Genomic DNA, 22,187 nt, shown 5'->3' with positions numbered 1-22,187 from the left:
CCCTCATCCCCCTCATCTCCCTCATTGCCCCCACTCCCCACTCCCTACTCCCTACTCCCTTTTAATATGCAATCTGATTCTAGTTCTAATGTGACATCGACTAATAATAATTCCAGTTTAGGCAGGTTGTTGATTCCGCGATCGCAGCGACGGAAGTTTTTTCTTGTATTTACTTGCATGACCATCATGGGATGGGTTGTGGGAGGTATTGCTAGTATAGCTCTAGAGAGAATTATTCTAGGAAGCCTGCCCCCTGCTATTGCTGTTCAGTCCCCTATCTGGGTCAGATTACTCACTAGTGTTGTGTTTGCTGTGGTTTTTGGGGCAGATCAAGCTCTTGCTCTTCGTCTGTATCTCTCTGGTTGGTTATGGATGCTAGCTACTAGTGTAGGCTGGGTGGTTGCTAACAGCGTTGCTATGGCCTGGAGTAACTATATCTCATCCATTGCTGCTTCCTTAAATGAAGCTTTATCTCCTGAAATCACTGTGATTTTGGGATTATTATCAACAATCTCATATATTCTTTCTGGAATTTGGCTAGGGCTTTTTCAATGGTTGGTGTTGCGGCGTTACACAGCAGGCGCTTGGTGGTGGACTTTTCTGCCTGCTGTTGCTTTTTTCTTGATCAGTGTTTTGATTTGGTTGCTCTCTCTTATACAATATTTAATTCCAGAAGTGATTCGTACTGGGATATTGTATTTGAGCGAGCAAGGATTTACAGCTATTATTCTCGGAATTATACCAGCAATTGGTTTGTGTACCTTGAAGAGAAACTCTCAGCGCCAGAGGGAGGTTTCTGCGGGATAAGGGAGATTAGGAAGATGGGGGGATGAGGAGATGAGGAGATGGGGAGATGGGGGGAAATAATTTCTCACAACTGACAACTGACAACTAACAACTGACTCTTAACTCCTCACTCAGCACTATTACTAAAGGTTAGAGATGATGAATAAAAATAATAATATTTTAAGAGATATCGTAGTGCCTCCTGTTGCCGAAAAGCAACCAGAGGTTTTGGAGTTGCATGGCGATCGCCGCATTGATAATTACTTTTGGATGCGCGATCGCGATAACCCAAAAGTTATTGACTATCTCAAAGCAGAGAATGCTTACACCGCAGAGATGATGCAGCATACAGAAGCACTGCAATCTAAACTCTACGATGAAATGTTGGCTCGGATTAAAGAAACTGATTTGTCTGTGCCATACCGCAAAGATGAATATTATTACTATTCCCGGACGGAGGAAGGAAAGGGTTATCGCATTTACTGCCGCAAAAAAGGCAGTTTAGATGCTCCTGAAGAAATCATCTTAGATGAAAATGAATTAGCCGCTGGGCATGAGTTTTTTGATTTAGGTGCTTTTGCTATTAGCCCTAATCATCAAATATTGGCTTATTCAATAGATACGAGTGGCTCTGAGCAGTATACACTTTTCTTTCTGGACTTAAATACACATCAATTGTATCCAGAAGTGATTCCTGAAACTTATTTTTCTTTTGCTTGGGGCAATGATAATAAAACAGGATTTTATACCAAAATTGATGCTGCTAACCGCCCTTATCAATTATTTAGGCATACTTTAGGCACTTCTTTTACAGAAGATGTTTTGGTTTATCATGAACTAGATGATGCTTTCCCTATATATGTTACCGAAACTCGCAGTCAAGCATATATTTTGCTGATGTTACATAGCAGCATCACCTCAGAAGTACATTATTTAGATGCTAATAATCCGACTGGGGATTTTCAATTAATTCATCCACGGACTCAGGGAATAGAATACAGTGTTGAGCATCATAGCAATTACTTCTACATTGTTACCAATGAAGACGCCGTTAACTTCAAGCTGATGAAAACCCCAGTAGCTTCACCAGCAAAAGAGAATTGGCAAACTGTAATTCCTCACCGAGATGATGTACTGCTATCAGGAGTAAGTTTGTTTAGCAATCACTTGGTAATTTATGAAAGAACTGGAGGACTAGAAACTATCAGAGTGCAAAATCTGACGACAGGCGAAGAAAATAATATTTTTTTTCCTGAACCGACATATGAGTTGTATGAAGGTAGTAATCCAGAGTTTAACACGAATATTTTGCGCTTTAATTACACATCTTTAGTCACGCCCCTATCTGTTTTTGATTACAACATGGAAACAACTCAGCGGGAGTTGAAAAAACAAACAGAAGTTCTTGGTGGCTACGATAAAACTCAATATCAGAGTGAGTGGCTGATGGCTACAGCCGAAGATGGGACAAAGATTCCTATATCTATTGTTTATAAACGGGGAATAGTAAAAGACGGTGAAAATCCTTTGTTAATGACAGGATATGGCGCTTACGGTATGTCTTACCCTGCAACATTTTCTGGGAATAAACTTTCACTGCTAGACCGAGGAATAGTGTTTGCTATTGCCCATATTCGTGGCGGTGAAGAGATGGGGCGGAAGTGGTATGAAGCAGGGAAGTTTTTGCAGAAAAAGAATACCTTTACAGATTTTATCGCTTGTGCGGAGTATTTGATTGCTCAAGGTTGGACAGCAAGCGATCGCCTAGCAATTACTGGCGGTAGCGCAGGCGGTTTATTGATGGGTGCAGTGATGAATTTACGCCCCGACCTGTTCAAATTAGTAGTTGCCCAAGTTCCCTTTGTAGATGTAGTAACTACTATATTGGATACTTCCCTACCTCTTTCAGCGATGGAATGGGAAGAATGGGGGAATCCCAACGAGCAAGTTTATTATGACTACATGAAATCTTACTCCCCTTACGATAATGTCGAGGCAAAAGATTACCCAGATTTACTAATTATTGCTGGCTTAAATGATTCTCGCGTCAAATATTGGGAACCCGCCAAATGGACAGCTAAACTTCGGCAACTCAAAACAGATAATAATATTCTCTTGTTGAAAACCAACATGGATGCAGGACACGGCGGCGCATCTGGACGTTACGACAGCCTGCGAGAACTTGCTTTTGAGTATGCTTTCATTCTTGATCGCTTGGGGTTAGGGAGTGGGGAGTAGGGGAGCAGGGGAGCAGGGGGGATGAGAGAGAATACCAATTCCCAATTCCCCATTCCCAATTCCCAATTCCCAATTCCCAATTCCCCATTCCCCATTTCTGAAAAAGCGTAATCCCAGAATGATAAGCTAAACAGTGGCATCATAAAGTGACTTAGGATGAAGTGTTAAATGGGTGTTACGTTAACGGCTCCTCATCTCCTGCGGGCTGCTCGTGGTGAAGTAGTAGATCGTCCCCCCGTGTGGATGATGCGACAAGCGGGACGATATATGAAAGCATATCGGGACTTAAGGGAGAAGTATCCCTCATTCCGCGATCGCTCCGAAATTCCCGAAGTAGCGATTGAAGTCTCCCTGCAACCTTGGAGAGCCTTCCAGCCTGACGGAGTGATTTTATTTTCCGACATTGTAACCCCATTGCCTGGTTTAGGCATTGACATGGACATTGCGGAAGGTAAAGGCCCAATCATTCACTCGCCCATTCGCACTCAAGAACAAGTTGATAACCTGCATTCTTTAGATCCAGAAGCATCTCTACCATTTATTAAGACAATTTTGCAGGCGTTACGCCAAGAAGTTGGCGACAACTCAACGGTATTAGGCTTCGTGGGTGCGCCGTGGACGTTAGCGGCTTATGCGGTGGAAGGTAAAGGTTCTAAAACCTACTCCATCATCAAAAATATGGCATTCTCAGAGCCAGCGATATTACATCAACTGTTGGCTAAGTTAGCAGATGAAATCGCTGTGTACGTGCGCTACCAAATTGATTGTGGTGCCCAAGTGGTACAAATGTTCGATTCTTGGGCAGGACAATTAAGCCCCCAAGATTATGACATTTTTGCTTTGCCTTATCAGCAAAGGGTATTCCAGCAAGTTAAGCAAACTCATCCAGATACACCTTTGATTTTGCTGGTAAGTGGTAGCGCTGGCGTGTTGGAAAGAATGGCAAAATCAGGTGCAGATGTCGTGACTGTTGATTGGACAGTGGATATGGCAGATGCACGAGCCAGATTAGGCAAGCACGTCAAAGTACAGGGAAATCTTGACCCTGGTGTACTATTTGGTTCCAAACAGTTTATCCGCGATCGCATCCTTGATACAGTTCGCAAAGCTGGAAATTGGGGTCATATTCTCAATCTTGGCCATGGTGTACTACCAGAAACTCCAGAAGAAAATGTCGCTTTCTTCTTTGAAACAGCTAAACAACTGAATGCACTTGTTTAGTCAAGTGTCAATAGTTAGTTGTCAGTGGCAGAATCAAAACAACTGACAACTGACAACTAACACCTAATATTTTTATGAGAACTTTTACCGCGATCGTCGAACGCGATTCTGATACAAATCTATATGTTGGCTACGTTCCTGGTTTTCCTGGAGCGCATTCTCAGGGTGAAACCTTAGATGAGTTACATGAGAATTTACGTGAGGTAATTGAGATGTTGCTAGAAGATGAAAATTTAGATTTTATAGCTAATTCATAAACAAAACCTGAAGCTGCTATTCACTTTCTCATCAGATAAATTAATAAGCCATAATGAGCTATTTATAATTTAAATCTTGAGTAGGGTGCGTTATGGCGTTAGCCTAACGCACCATATAAATAGACTTCTTCCATAAATCAAAAAAAAGAACCCCACCCCGCCAAAGCTACGCTTTTGCCCCCCTCCCCGTTCACGGGGAGGGGCTGGGGGTGGGATATTAGGGGACTTTTGCAAGAGGTCTATTGATTTGCGGAACATTTAACTTTTATTTAACTCTTAATTTTTAAAAGTTTAAAAGACTTAGTATGAACCAAAAAAGAATTTTAGTGACCGGCGCAAGTGGCTGTATCGGTCACTATATTTCAGAAACTTTAATTCAAAATACAAATCACGAATTATTTCTACTAGTTAGAAACCCCAGTAAACTGCAAGTTAATACCCAAGCACGCCCAGGTATTACCGTCTTGCAAGGTGATATGCAAAAAATTAGTCAGTTTGCTGACTTGCTGTCCACAATTGATATTGCAGTACTCACAGCAACGGCTTGGGGTGGTGAACAAACCTTTGATATTAATGTAGATAAAACACTAGAATTACTCAAGCTTCTAGATCCAGACCGCTGCGAACAAGTCATCTATTTTTCTACAGCTAGCGTTTTAGGACGTGACAATCAACCACTAAAAGAAGCAGGTGAACTTGGTACAGATTATATTCGTTCCAAATATGATTGCTTACATAAAAAATCACAACTAGCAATAGCATCCAAAATCACTACTGTTTTTCCGACTTTAGTTTTGGGTGGTGATGCCAATAAACCCTATTCACATCTCACATCTGGCATTCCAGAAGTCACAAAATATATTAATTTGATTCGTTTTTTGCAGGTAGACGGCAGTTTTCACTTTATCCACGGGCGAGACATTGCTACTGTAGTGCAACATTTAATTGATCATCCGCCTAAAGGAAATGCATCACGTTCCTTAGTTTTAGGTCAAAAAGAAATAACTGCCAATCAAGCAGTAGAACAAGTTTGTGCTTATCTGAATAAAAAGATTTACTTTCGCATTCCTTTATCTTTAGGATTAGCTAATTTAATTATTGCTATTTTTCGCATTCAAATGGCAGCTTGGGATAGATTCTGTATGAACTATCGCCATTTTACCTACGAAAATGTCATTAATCCTGATAGTTTTGGCTTGCCCAATTATTGTGTCACCATGAGTGATGTTTTGAAAATTAGCGGTGTCAAAGCTAGGGCTAATAACAATTCCAAAAAGCTGTAGGGGCGTACAGCTGTACGCCCCTACCCACGTATTTGTATCAGATATTTCGTGAAATGGTATAACCAGTAGCGTGCGTTATGGACTCTTGTCCTAACGCACGGCTAGAGATTTGCGGTGCGTTACGCTGGCGCGGTAACGCACCCTACTGGGCTTCTAATTTCAAGTTATGAAACTGAAATCTGACGGATTAAAATACTCATCACTTCGTCAGGATTCTCAGTTTGTTGTAGTGGACTCCAATCTCCCACATTTGCATAGCCAATGACCTGTAAAAAATGAATTGTGCTGGTGACAGCTTTGGGAGAACCAATTAATACATGTTTAATTCGTCCTCTTTTTGGCAATGGCTTTTGAGTTTGATCATCTGAGAAGTTTTTTTCTTGTGCCATGATTAAGTTAGCTCCAAATAAAGGGGTAGAGAAGGCGATTGCAGGCTCTTGCAGGAGGCGATCGCCTTTCTCATGCTTATCATGTTAAAGTATAAATTTATACTTGTCAACTACTGTTGCAAAAATTTTTTGCAACAAAATTCCCCTGCTTTCCTGCTGCATTAACCATAGGTTTAATATCAAGTTCGGATAAATAGTTATAATTCCCATAGTCATTGCACCCCACCCCCAACCCCTCCCCGTATGCGGGGCTACCGTGTACACACAAATCTTCTGATCCCCCTAAATCCCCCTTAAAAAGGGGGACTTGAAGAATTTTCCCCCCTTAAAAAGGGGGGTTAGGGGGGATCGAAACGCTATTAAGCAACTTTATAAGACTTGTGTGTACACCGTAGCCGTATGCGGGGAGGGGAGTGGAAGCGTAGCTTTTACGGGGTGGGGTTTTTCGGTTTTAATAAGTAATTAAGCGGACGTGATATAACGGCCATCAGTCATCAGTCAATATATCATCGCAAAGACGCCTATCGCTCTCACTCACATTCGGGTTATTCTGCAAATAATCATGCAGCCAATTGCAACCCCGCACTAGCAAACTGTCTAAATTCTCCACAGGCCACAACCGCGCTGTGTTGTCATAAGATGCCGTGGCGATAGTTTTGCCGTCCGGGCTAAAACTCGCACCCCAGACTGTGCCTTGATGCCCTTTAAATACTTGCAGCAATTGCCCTTGCAAGTTCCACAACCGCGCTGTCTTGTCATCTGATGCTGTGGCGATGGTTTTGCCGTCTGGGCTGAAACTCACACTATAGATCCAACCTTGATGCCCTTTGAATTCTTGCAGCAGTTGCCCTTGCAGGTTCCACAGCCGCGCTGTGTTGTCAGATGATGCTGTGGCGATGGTTTTGCCGTCTGGGCTGAAACTCACACTATAGACCCAACCTTGATGCCCTTTGAATTCTTGCAGCAGTTGCCCTTGCAGGTTCCACAACCGTGCTGTGTTGTCAGATGATGCCGTGGCGATAGTTTTGCCGTCCGGGCTGAAACTCACACTATTGACAGGGCCTTGATGCCCTTTGAATTCTTGCAGCAGTTGCCCTTGCAAATTCCACAACCGCGCTGTGTTGTCAGATGATGCCGTGGCGATGGTTTTGCCGTCTGGGCTGAAACTCACACTATTGACAGGGCCTTGATGCCCTTGGAATCGTTGCAGCAGTTGCCCTTGCAAATTCCACAACTGCGCTGTGTTGTCAGATGATGCCGTGGCGATGGTTTTGCCGTCCGGGCTGAAACTTACACTATTGACAGGGCCTTGATGCCCTTGGAATTGTTGCAGCAGTTGCCCTTGCAGGTTCCACAGCCGCGCTGTGTTGTCATCTGATGCCGTGGCGATGGTTTTGCCGTCCGGGCTGAAACTCACACTATAGACCCAACCTTGATGCCCTTGGAATTGTTGCAGCATTTGCCCTTGCAGGTTCCACAGCCGCGCTGTGTTGTCATCTGATGCCGTGGCGATGGTTTTGCCGTCCGGGCTGAAACTCACACCCCAGACTCTGCCTTGATGCCCTTGGAATTCTTGCAGCAGTTGCCCTTGCAAATTCCACAACCGCGCTGTGTTGTCAGATGATGCCGTGGCGATGGTTTTGCCGTCCGGGCTGAAACTCACACTATTGACAGGGCCTTGATGCCCTTGGAATTGTTGCAGTAGTTGCCCTTGCAGGTTCCACAACCGCGCTGTGTTGTCAGATGATGCCGTGGCGATGGTTTTGCCGTCCGGGCTGAAACTCACACTATTGACAGGGCCTTGATGCCCTTGGAATTGTTGCAGTAGTTGCCCTTGCAAGTTCCACAACCGCCCTGTCTTGTCATCTGATGCCGTAGCAATGGTTTTGCCGTCCGGGCTGAAACTCACACTATTGACAGGGCCTTGATGCCCTTGGAATCGTTGCAGCAGTTGCCCTTGCAGGTTCCAAAACCGCGCTGTCTTGTCATCTGATGCCGTAGCAATGGTTTTGCCGTCCGGGCTGAAACTTACACCATAGACTCCCCCTTGATGCCCTTGGAATCGTTGCAGCAGTTGCCCTTGCAGGTTCCACAACCGCGCTGTTCCATCAAGTGATGCTGTGGCGATAGTTTTGCCATCGTGGCTGAAACTCACACTATAGACTTTGCCTTGATGCCCTTGAAATTGGTTACGTTCTTTAATTTTATTGAGAATCGTATCCAAAGCATAAATCGGGCTGATAGCTGGATATTTTTCTAAAGGGCGACCATCTTTTACCAACGTTTTTAACTCTTTCCCACTCTGCACTGCTGCTACCAGCGATTCTAACTCAGCATACTCAAACTGTCTTAAAGCATTAACACCAGCTCGTTCTAATTCCGTTCCCTTTTGTGCTTCTTTTTGTGCTACTTCTGCTGCTGCTGTTGCTTTCTGTGCTTGTGCAAGTTTTGCTTGCGCTTGGTTGAGGGTGGTTTGGGCTTGTTGAACTTGAGATTCTGCTTGCTGTTGTTTTGTGGTTGCTTGTAGTAATTTTACTTCAGCAGTTTTTACTTTTTCCCTTGCTGTTTTAATTCTTTCCTCTGCTTGGGCGTTTTTCTCTTGTAATTCTGAGGCTTTTTGTTTTACCCTTTCTAAGTCTGCTTTGGCAGCCAGCAAGTTTTGGTTTGCCTGTTGAGTCTTCTGTTTTGCTAATTTTGATTCTGCTTCTGCGGCTTGCTGATTCTTCTGCGCTGTTTGAAACTTTTGCTCGGCATCTTTCTTTTTCGCTTCTAATTCTTGAGCTTTCTTTTGGATTTCTGCTTGTTGCTCTTGCGTAGTTTGCAAGCGTTGAGTTACTAAATTATAGTTGGCTTCAGCCGTTGTAAATTTATTTTCTGCTTCTTGCTTTTTATTACCAGCATCTTTAGCTACTTGAATTTGACTCAATGCATATAAAGATGATATGCCTGCCAATAATAATAGACACACTGCTAAACCAGAACTCACCGTCAACTGCATTCTTCCTTGGCGAATTTGTCGGTCAGCTTCTTGTTGAGCATTAATTAATATCTGCCTTGCATCTTGTTCCCGCTTCAGCTTCTCTTCTGCTTGCAAGCGTTGTTCTCGCTCTCTAGTTAATTCTGCTAATATTTCATTGCCCTGTTGTTGGCGAATAAACGACACGAGATAATCATGCACCAATTGATAACGGTCAGCCGGCGATTCTGGTAATTGCAATACTAACCTTGATGCCACAAAAATCTCTAACACCAAATCTAATTTTTCAACTTCTGCAACCAAATCTGCTGCTAACTCAGCACGAGTTTTTAAAGGACGAGTACCATTTTCATCTGTGAGTAAATATAAAACCAGTCGTGCAACCTGTTCGTTCTCCGCACCACAATCATGAATGACTTCTTCTAAAAATCGCTCAACCAGTTTCTCTTTAGTACCAAACTGACGATATTTTTCTAAAGTTGTAATTTTATCAGTTTGCAATTGCGTCCCCACAATTTGCAACTCAATGGGGCGGACTTCGCCTAAATCACCCGCTAAATCCTGCACTAATTGCTCAATCAGTGCAGGTTCGAGATGAAATTGAGAACGTGCTGTTAAACTCTGTACAACTGCCTTGGCATCGGCTGGTGAAAAGTTACCCAAATAATAGCGAATATTTTTATCGAGAATATTATTATTAATTACGCTCAAATCAAACAGACGGTGTAACTCTAATAAATAATGTAAATAATCTTCTCGTAAAGATAGAACAATCTTGAGAAAAGGAATATCTAGACAGACTCGTAAAAAATCATAAAATACTCGTCTTTGACCTTGGTCTGGATAAACAAAGAAAAATTCTTCAAACTGGTCAAAGATTAAAACCGTCAACAAATTTCTGTCAGCATTTTTTTGTAATTCTTCTAAAATCTGACTTTTAGCGTCATGTGGAAAAGTTAACGCCAGACCTAACCCCCCAGCCCCCTTCCCTTCAAGGGAAGGGGGAGCAATTAAAGCCTCTCTCCTTGTAGGGGAGAGGTTTGGAGAGGGGTTTTCCAGACCCTGTGAAAAGTCAGCTTCTAAAATAGCTGCTGAAGCATCAAGATTAACAGCTAATTGATTACCTCTAACTTCCTCAAAAGCTTTAGTGAAACTCTGCGCCAACATTCCTACCCAATCTGTATAAACTCGTAACAAAATAGGTAAAGCATCTCGTTCACCAATTGCTTGTTGTTGCAGCGCTGGAATTAACCCACCTTGTAAAATTGAACTTTTCCCCACTCCTGACTGACCATGAATTACAGTCAATTTATGTTCAGTTCCGCCAATTCTTTCTCGCAAGCGCTTCACATCTTGTCCTCGACCAGAAGCAGCAATTTCTTCAGCAATACTTTCAGGATTTTCAGCTTGTAACTGTGCAGAACTAATTACCTGTCGCTGGGGATTTAAATAAGATGCACCAACAAAGGCGCGAAAACCATACTGTTGTTCGATTTTTCGTTGCTCTTGCTTAATTTTAAAAGCTTTGAGATATTCACCTTGCTCAAAGTAAACTAAGCGTAACCTCTCTAATATAGATATATATAATTGTGGATTGTATTGATCATTACTTGCGTTTTTTGCCGCTTCTAAATTAATAATTGCTGCTTGAACTTCACCTAAACCCTGTTGCGCTTTGGCTAAAATAAACCGATAGAAAGCAAATTGATATGATTGTAAATTAGGTATCTCAGCTAATATTTGCAGTGCTTGTTCTGCAAGTTGATAAGCTTCATGCCACCGTGACAGCTCTAAGGCTACCTCTGCCATAAAACCATAATCTTGAGCCAATTGCAACGGCGTACCATAATTTTGATGTAGCGGCAGAGATTTATCAATCAAGCTTTGCAATTCTGTCCATGCTTGTAAACGTTGGAGTACTTCACCCAATTTGGTAATATGTTTTGCAACTAAATCTGAGCGTTGTGCTTGCTCAAAAATATCTATAGCTTGTTGTAGATAACTTTTCGACTCTTGCCAATAACGTTGATTTTCTGCCTGATTTTTTTCAGCTTGGCGATGAGCAACTAAAGCAATATTAACGAGTAAAATACCTTGCCGTTCTAAAAAATTACTTTGCTGCCAAAAAGCTAAACTGATTTGATAATGTTCTAAAGCAGTATCTATCTTATCGTGTAAATAATCATTCCAACCAAGCACAAATTCTAAACTTGCTTGCAGTGCTGGTTCTAATACTTCTTCACGGCTTTGCAAATCCTGACGCGCGGTTTCTAGTTCCTGGCATATTTGAGGATTGGGTGTTTCATCGTTAGTGAAGATTTCATCAGTTTTCTGCTGGAGAAACTTGACTAACTCATCCGTAGGCTTTTCAAATTCAATGATAGTTGCCCAATTTTCTAAATCAGCCGCCACGCGAATAAATTTTTGCAGAACTGAATCATTCACCCACAACAATATAGGAAACGGGAAGTTCTTTCTAAATTCCTCTCGTACTTGGTTAGCTGAAGTCAAAACTGGATCAATATTTTTAACTGACTCTAAACCAAAAACCATCAATGCAGGTGGTTGTTCTTCTCCCAGTTGGTCGCGTATATTTGTGTAAAGCGTCTTCACCAATGTAGGTAAGTTAATTTCGCGTATGTGTACGGGAGAGATTTGGTGCGATATTTCCGCTATACGCTGGCGTAAATCAGCATAGTTACAACGCAATAAAATCAGCGAAAATTCTCCTTGAGAAAGGGTTATTGTCCGCACGAGAGTTTGCAATGAACGCTCATTGTTAGGTGTTAAATTTTCTGGTTCGTGCTGATTACTCATAACATAAATAATTTAGATACGGTAGGGGCGTACAGCTGTACGCCCCTACAGCGGATTTATGTGTTGCAAATATTTCTGGAAATGGTATCACGCAGAGGCGCAGAGGCGCAGAGGATAGCCAGTGAGTCCTAACGCACCGAGAAATCAGTGATGGTGCGTTGCGCTTCGCGACAACACACCCTACATTTGTTGTTAATGTGACGAGTGACATGGTTCCCGCAATTGATGACACGGTTCCCGCAATTGATGACATGGTTACAACAATTGGTGACACGGTTCCCGCAATTGGTGACACGGTTCCCGCAATTGATGACACGGTTCCCGTAATTGATGACATGGTTACAACAATTGATGACACGGTTCCCGCAATTGATGACACGGTTACAACAATTGGTGACACGGTTCCCGCAATTGATGACACGGTAGGGGCGTACAGCTGTACGCCCCTACGGCAATTCATAACCTAAATTCTTTGGCTTGTGCCAAAATCGGATTGATATCAAACCAGGAATCATCTTCATTACGGTATTCAAATACAAACATACTGTGAAGCAAAAGTTCGTATTTTTCATGACCTCTTAAGCTTTTGTCTTGCGCTACTTCACGCAATACTTCCCATTCATCATCTGTAATTGCTAAAGTTAATTCATTACAACGTTGTTTAATAACTCTATTGACGCACTCTTGGGATATTGGCGGGTCTTGTTGTTGAAGACAGCGAAATAATAACATCAGAATATTTCGTAAATGACCGCCGCTAACTAAGCACAGCCTTTCTAAAGTTTGAGGACTATCAAAAACTTGGGTAATTAAATGCTGGCTTTGTTCCCAACTGACACCAGGAAAAGCCCTCGCCATAACCATTTGTTGCAGTAGCGTAATTCCTGGAGAAAATTGCGAACCATCCTGTAATTTTACCGGAACCATCGGCAAAACTTTGGGGTCTACACCAAAGCGATTTGTTAACCTGCCTAAAGCATTGGAAAAAATCAATACTAGGGGAATTGTATAAACAACATGACAATTTAGTTGCTTTAACTGTTCGCCGCGTTCTACAAATAAATATTCTGGTTGATAATAACCGGCAGGTTTCAAAGAATTATCAACTCGGTCAAGATTATCGACAATTACTACCAGTCCTTTTTTACCTTGCTGCTTGAGTTTTTCTCTAGCAGGTTTGAGCAATTCTTGGTTTATTGATTCTAATATGCCATTGGTACGGGGTTCTAAATATTGTCGCAACTGACCGCGAAGTTTAGGACTATCTTTTGTTTTAGCGGTGATTTTGCCAATACCTACAGACAATTCGGCCTCAACGCCAATGTTTAAGGGTGTTTGCAAAAATTCCGAAATTTCATGAAATAAATTTTGAAAGTATCCTGGTTTCAGGTTAATTTTGATTGCTTCCAGACTTTGACTGACTTCACGAGCGATCGCTAGTAAAATATCTGTAACATCAATATCCGCCATATCCAGGCTTTGGCTAGACTCAAAATAAACTACATGAAATTCTTGCTGTTCTAACTCTGCTTTCAACCGCAGTAATTCAGTAGACTTGCCACAACCAATATGTCCGGTAAATAATTGACAGGTAGGTTCTTCTGGTGAAAGGCGGCTGATAGTCCGCCCAAGTTCCTCAATAATCTTGACACCACGGACTTTAGAAAAATCAATATAATACTGCCTATCTTCCGGTTTGCTGATAACCAAAGTTTTGGCAGGGTTGCAAGCCTGAAAAAACCTGACTAAATCTAGTTTCATGACAAATCACCGATATCAGCTTGACACTCTTGCCCATCTCAGTGATTATACAGACGATAAAACTACTTTTTCGCAAAAAGTTTCTTCGGATGCTTGCTTATTTGTATCAACCTTAAAGTAAAAGGGGATTAGGCTCTGTTTAGGATTATCATATTAATGCTATATAACTTGTAGCCAAATGTTACGCATTCTCCTAATTGATGACAACCCTAACGATCGCCTCATCGCAATGCGTCAACTGAAGCGAGAGTTTGTTGACTTGAAAGTAGAGGAGGTTGCAATAGCAGAAGAATTAACTCAAGCTTTACAAAATGGGCAATTTGACTTAGTTATCACCGATTATCAACTGCGCTGGAGTAATGGGTTAGAAGTATTACGGGCAATCAAAACTCGTTATCCTGACTGTCCGGTAATTATGTTTACTAACAGTGGTACTCAAGAAGTAGCAGTTGAAGCAATGAAGTCGGGATTGGATGACTATGTTGTTAAATCACCTCAACACTACGTAAGATTAAGAGCAGCCGTTAGTTCAGCTATAGAAAGAACAGCAACTCGCCAAAAAGCTGCAAAATTAGAGGTGCGTTTTCAAACACTACTCAACCGCTTAAATGTCGGGATTTATCGGGCAACTTTAGATGGTTCTTTACTCGAATGTAATCCTGCATTTCTGCGTCTGTTGGGGTTGGGAACATTGCCACAAGAGCAAGCCAGTAGGTTGATTGAGCTTTATTTCCAGCCAGAAGATTATGCTCAACTCAGCGAGCAACTGCGACAAAATAAAGAAGTGCGCGATCGCGAGATGCAACTAAGACGCGCAGACGGTAGTTTAATTTGGGTACGTGTCAGCAAAACCTTTACACAAATAGATGGTAACACCATCGTTGACGGCTTAATCGAGGATATTAGCGATCGCAAACAAGTAGAGTTAGAACGAGAACAACTCCTCAGCCGCGAACAAGCAGCGCGGATGGAAGCTGAAGTTGAAAAGCAAAACTACAGTTTACTATCTGAAGCCAGCCGACTGTTGGTATCTTCCCTTGATTACCGCACAACTTTAGGAAAGTTAGCTCATTTAGTCGTTCCCACTTTAGCTGATTGCTGTTTTATTGATATTGTCGAAACTAATTTGACAGTATTTGAGGAACCAGTAATTGCTGCGGCTACGCCGGAAATAGAAGCGCTGGTTCTTGTACTGAGAAAGCTTTATTTCACCTCAGCCGAGGTTGATTTTGGTGTTAGCAAGGTGTTGCAAACTCTTGAGCCAGAGTTAGTTACTGATGTACCAAATAGGTTTTTACCAGCCATGAGTCAGGATGAAGAACTCATGCGGTTAATGCATCAGATAAGTGTTCAATCTTATATGGTTGTGCCTTTAATCGCTCGCGGGCGCAAATTAGGTGCAATTACTTTGCTCACCACACAACCGAACCATCGCTACAGCAACACTAATTTAGCTATGGCTGAAGCACTGGCTCATCGAGCAGCTACAGCCATTGATAACGCTCAGCTTTACCAACAAGCTTTGGAAGCCAACCGCATTAAAGATGAGTTTCTGGCTGTATTGTCTCACGAAATCAGAACGCCACTCAATCCGATTTTGGGTTGGACAAAACTTTTGCGTACCCACAAGCTTGATCAAAATAAGACGGCTTTCGCTTTGGAAACTATTGAACGAAATGCCCTATTACAAACAAAACTCATTGAAGACTTGCTAGATATCTCGCGTATTTTGCGAGGTAAGTTAAGCTTGAATATTTGCCCCGTTGATTTAGCAACTATTATTCGAGCTGCAATGGAAACAGTCAGGCTTGCAGCTGAAGCAAAATCAATTCAAATTCATTCGGTGATTGATTCTGTTGTGTGTCAAGTGTTCGGCGATGCAGGACGCTTGCAACAAGTCGTCTGGAATTTACTTTCTAACGCCATTAAGTTTACCCCCGAAGCTGGGCAAGTCGAAGTTTATCTACAGCAAGTTGAGTCTCAAGCCCAAATTTTGGTAAGAGATACAGGTAAAGGCATTACCCCAGATTTTCTACCCTATGTATTTGACACCTTTCGTCAAGCTGATAGCGCCACCACCAGAAAATTTGGTGGCTTGGGTTTAGGACTGGCAATTGTACATTATTTGGTAGAAATGCATGGTGGAACTGTATTTGCAGAAAGTCCTGGAGAAGGACAAGGAGCAACATTTACTATTAATTTGCCGATGATACTTACCGAAGCACAGGTGAGTAGCGAAGAAACTGATGCAATTACTACCAATGCTTCAGTTTTTTATGGTTTAAATATCTTAGTTGTAGACGATGACCCAGATTCTTTAGCATTAGTTACCTTTGTGCTGCAACAGTGTGGTGCCAGCGTTAAGGCAGTGTCATCAGCAACCAAAGCACTCTTTACCATAGCACAATCAAAACCAGATGTACTGGTGAGTGATATCGGTATGCCAGAAATGGATGGTTATATGCTACTGCAACAAGTTAGGTTACTGACACCAGAGCAAGGAGAAGAAATGATTGCGATCGCTCTGACGGCTTATGCTGGTGAAGGCGATGAACAACAAGCTTTATCAGTGGGTTTTCAAGCGCATATTGCTAAACCAATAGACCCAGCTTTGTTAGTCGCAACCATTACTAAATTGGTGCAGGAAGGAAAAAGAACTGGTGAGTGATGACTGATGACTGATGACTGATGATTGATGATTGTGAACAATAGGATATTTTTTCAGTTGGAAGTCTCCTAGAAAGCTCATCAAATCATGATTGACAATCAAAACAAAGTACGTATAATAATACGTATAAGGTTAATCCATCTTATTGAATTTTGTTAAATCAGCGTTTCCTGAAAACGCAACCGCCTATGTCTATAGGAACTTTCAGCAATATCTACTCAGATGAGATCATTCGTGCTACAGAGTTGAATCGTCAGTCTGGGCAAATTCTAGACAAAGCTTTAGAACGCCCAATAACAATTACTCGCAATGATCAATATTTTGCTTTGTTGCGGCGTGAAGAAGTAACTTTTCTGGTCAAGACAGCAACACAGAGTAAAACTATATTTGAGTTGTTAACCGTCGCTTTTTGTTTGTTAATGGGGAAAGAAATCGGCTTTGAACATCCTTATGGATGGCTGAGAGTATTTGATGCCGAAGAACTTCAAGACTTTATCAAAGAAGTTAGTGAAGCTTTTCGGTTGATTGATTCCTCGAATCATGCATGGGATATGATTGACGCGATTATACACGAATGGCATGAGAGCGCGATCGCGATCGCTAGTCCTGATCTAGCAGCAGCTTTTAGTGATGAGACAGATGAAGTACCATTAACTAAACCCTCTGCTCACAGTGCTACGTGAATTTTCGTATGTCAGAAAATCCTCCAGAAAATCCCATAGCAGAGAATGTGGAGCCGCCAGAAGTAAAACTGACGGCTCCTACATTATCTATTACAGAAAACACTTGGTTAGTCGTAGCTAAAAATAATCGAGTTAATCGGGACTGGGAAGCCTTGATGCAGCGCCATCCAGAAAACTCTCGTCGTTGTTATGAGGATTTATGCACTGTACCAACAACTAGACGACTTGGACGTATTTTTCCTTTGAAAGGCAAACTCTACAGAGGAGCTTGGGAATATGAAGTCACAAAAGGCGACAGAGTATTTTACGTTCCTGATGAAGAACAGTTAAAAGTCGTTGTTTACTATGCAGGAAAGCATCCACAATCTGCACCTGTACCATAAAGCGATCGCTCTGTTTGCTTCTGGCATAATTATTTTTACCAACGAGGTGCGGAATTTAGACCTCTTTAATAAAATAAATAAAGCGTAAATTATTAACACTACCAGGAGGCTGAGTGATGCAGAATGCAAATCACTCCTGGCAGCTACAAAACTACGGCATTGCTGTACTTGCCAGTACTTTAGCACTGTTATTTTCTTTACTCATATCGCCACTACTGGAAAACGTTAGCTTTTCGATGTTTTTTGCAGCGGTAGTGTTTAGTTCGTGGTATGGTAGCCACAAATCTGGTCTCATAGCTACTCTCCTTTGTAGCTTAGCTATTGTTTTCTTCTTTTTACAGCCTGCCCATTTACCGTATGTTGTCACGCTCGATGGTATTATCCGTTTGGGGTTATTTGCTGCTGTATCTCTGTTTACCAATGAGTTGAATGCTGCTAGGAAACGAGCCGAGTTAAGGCTGCAAGAAAGTGAAAATCGCTATCGGCAAATGGTAGAGGCGGTACAGGACTATGCCATTTACAAACTTGACCCACAGGGGCGAATTGTCACTTGTAATGCTGGTATAGAACGCATTCAAGGTGACACAGCCAAAGAAATTTTAGGTCAACATTTCTTCCGTTTCTACACAGAGCAAAAGCAGGCAGAAGCAGCACTGTATCGCTCAAATCAGCGTTTAGCAACTTTACAAGCAATTGATCATGCCATTTTAAGGGCAGAGTCACCAGAACAGATTGCCCAAGCTGCCCTAGAACGTTTAATCAATGTAATTGCCTGCCAGCAAGCCGCTGTGATTTTGTTTAATTTCAACACCAATGAAGCCCAAATCCTGGCGGGGCAAATTGCTGGTAATAATACGGGAGGAGTTGTAGCTATTAATCAATTAACGGCTGTAGAGATGGTGAGGTATCGAGAGCCGATTTTATACATAGAGGATATTGCAACTTGGAGCGATCGCACACCAGCCTTAGAGTATCAATTTGCAATAGGTTCTCGGAGTTTTTTAGCAGTGGCGTTGCGGGTTGAAGGCAATTTGATCGGCGACTTAACTTTATTTGCCAACGAACCTGCTGCTTTTGATTTAGAAAACCAAGCCATCGCCACCGAAATTGCCAATCAACTAGCGATCGCCATCCAGCAATCCCGACTGCGCGAACAACTGCAAAACTATGCCAATGAACTAGAACAACGAGTTACCGAACGCACAGCTGCCCTTGTGGAAGCCAACAGCGAATTAGAAACCTTTGGCTATTCTGTCTCCCACGACTTACGCGCACCTCTGCGTTCAGTACAAGGCTTAGCCCAAGCACTCCAAGAAGACTACGGTGACCAATTAGACAGCGATGGACAAGAGTATATCCAGCGGATTGTGGCCTCAGCTGAACGCATGGATGGATTGATTCAAGACCTGCTCAACTACTCCCGCCTCAGTCGGGCTGAAATGAAGCTGCGGATATTGAACTTGACAGAAATCGTCACATATGGAGTGGGACAATTGGAGTCGGAACTGCGATCGCGACAAGCTCAGATAACTATCGAACAACCATTTCCAGAAGTTAGGGGACATTACACAACCCTAATGCAAGTAATCGTTAACCTGCTCAGCAACGCCATCAAATTTGTTCCCCCTAACAGGCAGCCCCAGATTCGTATATGGGCAGAAATGGTGGAAGTTCTTGAGCAGGGGAGCAGGGGTGCAGGGGAAAATCTACAACAAATCTCTCCCCCCATTGCCCCACTCAGCAACGCCACATGCTCCACTTGGGGAAACCCCAAGACCCTCCGGGTTCAGCAGTCCCCCATCGACGGAAACCGCCAAGATGGGGACTGCCTCACCGCAGTGGCTCCTCAGCACTCAGCACTCAGCACTCAGCACTCAGCACTCAGCACTCAGCACTCCCCACTCCCCACTCCCAAAACTCCGCCTCTGGGTCGAAGACAACGGTATTGGCATCGCGCCAGAGCATCAAGAGCGAATTTTTAACGTGTTTGAAAGGTTACACGGTGAAGATAGTTACCCAGGTTCTGGCATTGGCTTGGCAATTGTCCGTAAGGGAATTGATCGCATGGGGGGACATGTCGGCGTAGAATCGGCATTGGGGCAAGGTAGCCGCTTTTGGATCGAACTACAAACACAAGACATGGACACATGAACACAGCAGAGCAACAGACCATTTTGCTGGCAGAGGACGACTCGAATCAAGTCCTGTTAATTCGTCGTGCTTTACGCAAAGCTAATCTGACACAACTGCTGCAAGTTGTGAGCGACGGAGAAGCCGCCATTGCTTACCTGTGTGGTGAGGGAAGTTACGCTGACCGCAAGTCTTATCCTCTGCCGATACTGGTTTTGTTAGACTTGAAGATGCCTCGTAAATCTGGGTTTGAAGTGTTAGAGTGGCTCAAACAACAACCCGAATTAAAACGCTTACCAGTCATAGTGCTGACAACTTCCACAGAAATGCACGACATTCAAAAAGCTTACGACTTGGGTGTGAACTCTTACTTAGTCAAACCTGTGGCATTCAATGACCTGACCGCAATGATAAAGTTACTAGAGGCCTACTGGGTTAATTTAAATCAAAGGCCGTTTGTTTACACCGACTGACAGTTTATTTGATACCAAGTAACTTTACTACACCTGATCAACCCCTATGTAAAACTTTCAAGCACCCATAGCCTCATGCACATTCTGATCATTGACGACGATTCAAACGACCGCTTCATGATTATCCGAGAGATGCGGCGGGAGTTTTCTGATGTACAGGTGGAGGAAGTGGGTGAACCAGAAGAGTTTGAGCAAGCACTGGCAGCAGGTCAATTTGACCTGACAATAACCGACTACCAACTGCGCTGGACTACTGGTTTAGAAATATTACGTACCCTAAAGAAGCGCTTTCCCGATCGCCCTGTAATTATGTTTACCAATACAGGCACTCAGGAAATTGCCGTTGAGGCCATGAAGAGTGGACTCGATGATTACATCCTCAAGTCATCAAAACACCTTGTACGATTGTCAACCTCGGTGAGGTCTGTCTTAGAACGCAACGAAACTCGACGTAGAGCCAGCTTTTATGAAAATCGCCTGCAATCCTTACTCAACCAATTAAATGTAGGTGTGTTTCGCGCCATTCCAGACGGAGGACTACTGGAAGTTAACAGCGCCTTTCTCAGGGTTTTAGGACTGAATTCTTTAGAAGAAATCCGATCTAATAGTAACTTTGATGCAATTTTTTCTAAAGCGGGAGATTTGACACCCCAACACAGACGAGAACGAGAATTAAAGTTTCGCAGAGCCGATGGTAGCTTGATTTGGCTAGCAGTCAATGAAACTCTGAATACGACTAATGGCGAAGCGGTAATTGATGGACTGATAGAAGACATCACGGGACGCAAACGTGCGGAAGAGTCGCTCAAACGCTATGCTACAAGATTAAGAACTCTACAAGAGTTAGATCGCTCGATTCTGCGGGCAATATTACCCACAGAAATTGCCGAAGCTGCTCTTGCTGCTACCTATCCCTTGCTTCCCTGTCAGATATTAGATGTGACGTTATTTGATTTAGAAACTCAGCAAGCCACGGTGTTGGCAGTTCTTTCTAACGATGGTATTGATTTGAGCGTCGGTGAAACTTTCCCATTGTCAGATTTTTGCAATATTGAAACCTTGCAACAAAACCAAGCACTGCTCATTGAAAACCTAGCTGAACAACCTAGACTTTATCTTCTGCAACAACGACTGTTTGACCAAGGCATTCACTTGATTATGAATGTACCTGTGATTGCCCAAGGACAGCTCATCGGCTCTTTCAACTTGGGAGCAATTCAGCCAAGGTCATTAACTGACGAAGACATGGATAATGCTTATGAAGTGGCGAATCAACTAGCGATCGCCATCGAGCAATCCCGGATGCGTGAGGAATTGCACCGCTACACCGAACAGTTGGAACAATTAGTGAGCAACCGCACACAACAGTTAGAAGAAGCTAATAGTGCTTTAGAAGCCTTTGCCTATTCTATTTCCCACGACTTACAAGAACCTCTGCGTGCTATGCGGGGATTTGCATCCATTTTATTAGAAGAGTACGATACAGCATTAAATTCAGTCGGGCAAGATTTACTGCATCGCCTCGCCAGTAGCGTCGAGCGGATGGACAACTTACTGGTGGACTTATTAGCATACAGCCGTTTGAGTCGCGTTGATTTGCCGCTTCAGCCAATTAACCTCAAATTACTTGTAAGACAAGTACTAACGCAACTAGAGCCTTCGTTACAAGAAAAACAGGCGCGAGTCACAGTTGTTGAACCTTTGCTGGAAGTGGTGGGTAATTACCGCACAGTCGAGCAGGTGATCACAAATCTTTTAACCAATAGCATTAAATTTGTAGCTGCTGGAGTGCAACCGCAAGTCAGACTATGGACACAACGGCGCGATCGCTCAGTACGCTTGTGGGTAGAAGACAACGGCATTGGCATCCAACCCCAGCATTTAGAGCGGATTTTCGGCGTTTTTGAGCGGCTGCATAGCATAGAAGCTTACCCAGGTACAGGAATTGGACTAGCGATCGTCCGTAAAGGCATCGAACGCATGGGAGGTCAGGTAGGCGTGGAGTCAGAAGTCGGTCAAGGTAGCCGCTTTTGGATCGAACTACCGGAATTTTTCAAATAAATGAAACACACCCAGTAATTAGGGAGTCAGTGAAGAGGGTGGGGGGATGGGGAGATGGGG

14 protein-coding genes and 1 pseudogene are annotated in these 22,187 nt (G+C 43.0%); 12 read left to right on the top strand and 3 right to left on the bottom strand.

The features are described 5' to 3' along the window. Positions 1–66 precede the first annotated feature (66 nt). From I8748_RS13755 to I8748_RS13735, 5 genes are all read left to right on the top strand, one after another. Entirely contained in the window at positions 67–807 is a 741-nt protein-coding gene (locus I8748_RS13755; protein WP_198125142.1) for a hypothetical protein, read from the top strand. A 135-nt stretch (positions 808–942) separates the two neighbouring features. Next, positions 943–3,024 (top strand): S9 family peptidase, encoded by a 2,082-nt coding sequence (locus I8748_RS13750; RefSeq protein WP_404800307.1) that lies wholly within the window; start codon positions 943–945, stop codon positions 3,022–3,024. Positions 3,025–3,192: 168 nt separating this feature from the next. Then, the gene (gene hemE / locus I8748_RS13745) at positions 3,193–4,245 is read left to right on the top strand and encodes a uroporphyrinogen decarboxylase (protein WP_198125141.1); all 1,053 of its coding nucleotides are present in this window, start codon (positions 3,193–3,195) and stop codon (positions 4,243–4,245) included. Positions 4,246–4,319: 74 nt separating this feature from the next. Beyond that, entirely contained in the window at positions 4,320–4,502 is a 183-nt protein-coding gene (locus I8748_RS13740) for a type II toxin-antitoxin system HicB family antitoxin (protein ID WP_198125140.1), read from the top strand. 305 nt (positions 4,503–4,807) lie between these two features. Continuing rightward, positions 4,808–5,785, top strand: a complete 978-nt coding sequence (locus tag I8748_RS13735; protein WP_198125139.1) for an NAD-dependent epimerase/dehydratase family protein — start codon at positions 4,808–4,810, stop codon at positions 5,783–5,785. A gap of 164 nt (positions 5,786–5,949) precedes the next feature. On the opposite strand, the gene I8748_RS13730 is transcribed toward I8748_RS13735, so the two are convergent. Both I8748_RS13730 and I8748_RS13725 read right to left on the bottom strand, forming a co-directional pair. Beyond that, entirely contained in the window at positions 5,950–6,174 is a 225-nt protein-coding gene (locus I8748_RS13730) for a hypothetical protein (protein WP_198125202.1), read from the bottom strand. Positions 6,175–6,661: 487 nt separating this feature from the next. Beyond that, complete coding sequence (locus tag I8748_RS13725; RefSeq protein WP_198125138.1) at positions 6,662–11,968, bottom strand: WD40 domain-containing protein; 5,307 nt, start codon at positions 11,966–11,968, stop codon at positions 6,662–6,664. Between the two features lie 209 nt (positions 11,969–12,177). On the opposite strand from I8748_RS13725, the gene I8748_RS13720 reads away from it, so the two are divergent. Continuing rightward, on the top strand, positions 12,178–12,435 hold the full coding sequence (locus I8748_RS13720) for a hypothetical protein (protein ID WP_198125137.1): 258 nt from the start codon (positions 12,178–12,180) through the stop codon (positions 12,433–12,435). Here the strand turns inward: I8748_RS13720 and I8748_RS13715 are convergent. Beyond that, complete coding sequence (locus I8748_RS13715) at positions 12,425–13,729, bottom strand: P-loop NTPase fold protein (RefSeq protein ID WP_198125136.1); 1,305 nt, start codon at positions 13,727–13,729, stop codon at positions 12,425–12,427. The genes I8748_RS13720 and I8748_RS13715 overlap by 11 nt on opposite strands. Positions 13,730–13,907: 178 nt before the next feature. Here I8748_RS13715 and I8748_RS35085 point away from each other — a divergent pair, with 178 nt between their 5' ends. The 6 genes and pseudogenes from I8748_RS35085 to I8748_RS13675 all read left to right on the top strand — a co-directional run bounded on the left by I8748_RS35085 (position 13,908) and on the right by I8748_RS13675 (position 22,127). Beyond that, complete coding sequence (locus I8748_RS35085; RefSeq protein ID WP_225896403.1) at positions 13,908–16,397, top strand: response regulator; 2,490 nt, start codon at positions 13,908–13,910, stop codon at positions 16,395–16,397. 188 nt (positions 16,398–16,585) lie between these two features. Further along, the gene (locus tag I8748_RS13700) at positions 16,586–17,080 is read left to right on the top strand and encodes a hypothetical protein (RefSeq protein ID WP_198125135.1); all 495 of its coding nucleotides are present in this window, start codon (positions 16,586–16,588) and stop codon (positions 17,078–17,080) included. An 8-nt stretch (positions 17,081–17,088) separates the two neighbouring features. Further along, entirely contained in the window at positions 17,089–17,463 is a 375-nt protein-coding gene (locus I8748_RS13695) for a hypothetical protein (protein WP_198125134.1), read from the top strand. Positions 17,464–17,621: 158 nt separating this feature from the next. Beyond that, positions 17,622–19,614 (top strand): annotated as a pseudogene (locus I8748_RS13690) (ATP-binding protein). Beyond that, entirely contained in the window at positions 19,611–20,066 is a 456-nt protein-coding gene (locus tag I8748_RS13680; protein ID WP_198125132.1) for a response regulator, read from the top strand. The pseudogene I8748_RS13690 and the gene I8748_RS13680 overlap by 4 nt, the downstream one beginning before the upstream one ends. Positions 20,067–20,141: 75 nt before the next feature. Then, positions 20,142–22,127 (top strand): ATP-binding protein, encoded by a 1,986-nt coding sequence (locus I8748_RS13675; RefSeq protein ID WP_198125131.1) that lies wholly within the window; start codon positions 20,142–20,144, stop codon positions 22,125–22,127. The last annotated feature ends 60 nt before the right edge of the window (positions 22,128–22,187 follow it).

Origin of the sequence: Amazonocrinis nigriterrae CENA67, assembly GCF_016056305.1 — a bacterium.
In the GTDB taxonomy this organism is placed as follows: domain Bacteria; phylum Cyanobacteriota; class Cyanobacteriia; order Cyanobacteriales; family Nostocaceae; genus Amazonocrinis; species Amazonocrinis nigriterrae.
The sequence above is the reverse complement of the archived record's forward strand: the minus strand, read 5'-3'. Positions and strand labels throughout refer to the sequence as shown.

What these genes read in the sequence shown, in the direction of transcription:
- I8748_RS13755 (WP_198125142.1), top strand. Translation starts at nt 67, where the DNA reads ATGCAATCTGATTCTAGTTCTAATGTGACATCGACTAATAATAATTCC.
- I8748_RS13750 (WP_404800307.1), top strand. Translation starts at nt 943, where the DNA reads ATGATGAATAAAAATAATAATATTTTAAGAGATATCGTAGTGCCTCCT.
- hemE (WP_198125141.1), top strand. Translation starts at nt 3,193, where the DNA reads ATGGGTGTTACGTTAACGGCTCCTCATCTCCTGCGGGCTGCTCGTGGT.
- I8748_RS13740 (WP_198125140.1), top strand. Translation starts at nt 4,320, where the DNA reads ATGAGAACTTTTACCGCGATCGTCGAACGCGATTCTGATACAAATCTA.
- I8748_RS13735 (WP_198125139.1), top strand. Translation starts at nt 4,808, where the DNA reads ATGAACCAAAAAAGAATTTTAGTGACCGGCGCAAGTGGCTGTATCGGT.
- I8748_RS13730 (WP_198125202.1), bottom strand. Translation starts at nt 6,174, where the DNA reads ATGGCACAAGAAAAAAACTTCTCAGATGATCAAACTCAAAAGCCATTG.
- I8748_RS13725 (WP_198125138.1), bottom strand. Translation starts at nt 11,968, where the DNA reads ATGAGTAATCAGCACGAACCAGAAAATTTAACACCTAACAATGAGCGT.
- I8748_RS13720 (WP_198125137.1), top strand. Translation starts at nt 12,178, where the DNA reads ATGGTTCCCGCAATTGATGACACGGTTCCCGCAATTGATGACATGGTT.
- I8748_RS13715 (WP_198125136.1), bottom strand. Translation starts at nt 13,729, where the DNA reads ATGAAACTAGATTTAGTCAGGTTTTTTCAGGCTTGCAACCCTGCCAAA.
- I8748_RS35085 (WP_225896403.1), top strand. Translation starts at nt 13,908, where the DNA reads ATGTTACGCATTCTCCTAATTGATGACAACCCTAACGATCGCCTCATC.
- I8748_RS13700 (WP_198125135.1), top strand. Translation starts at nt 16,586, where the DNA reads ATGTCTATAGGAACTTTCAGCAATATCTACTCAGATGAGATCATTCGT.
- I8748_RS13695 (WP_198125134.1), top strand. Translation starts at nt 17,089, where the DNA reads ATGTCAGAAAATCCTCCAGAAAATCCCATAGCAGAGAATGTGGAGCCG.
- I8748_RS13680 (WP_198125132.1), top strand. Translation starts at nt 19,611, where the DNA reads ATGAACACAGCAGAGCAACAGACCATTTTGCTGGCAGAGGACGACTCG.
- I8748_RS13675 (WP_198125131.1), top strand. Translation starts at nt 20,142, where the DNA reads ATGCACATTCTGATCATTGACGACGATTCAAACGACCGCTTCATGATT.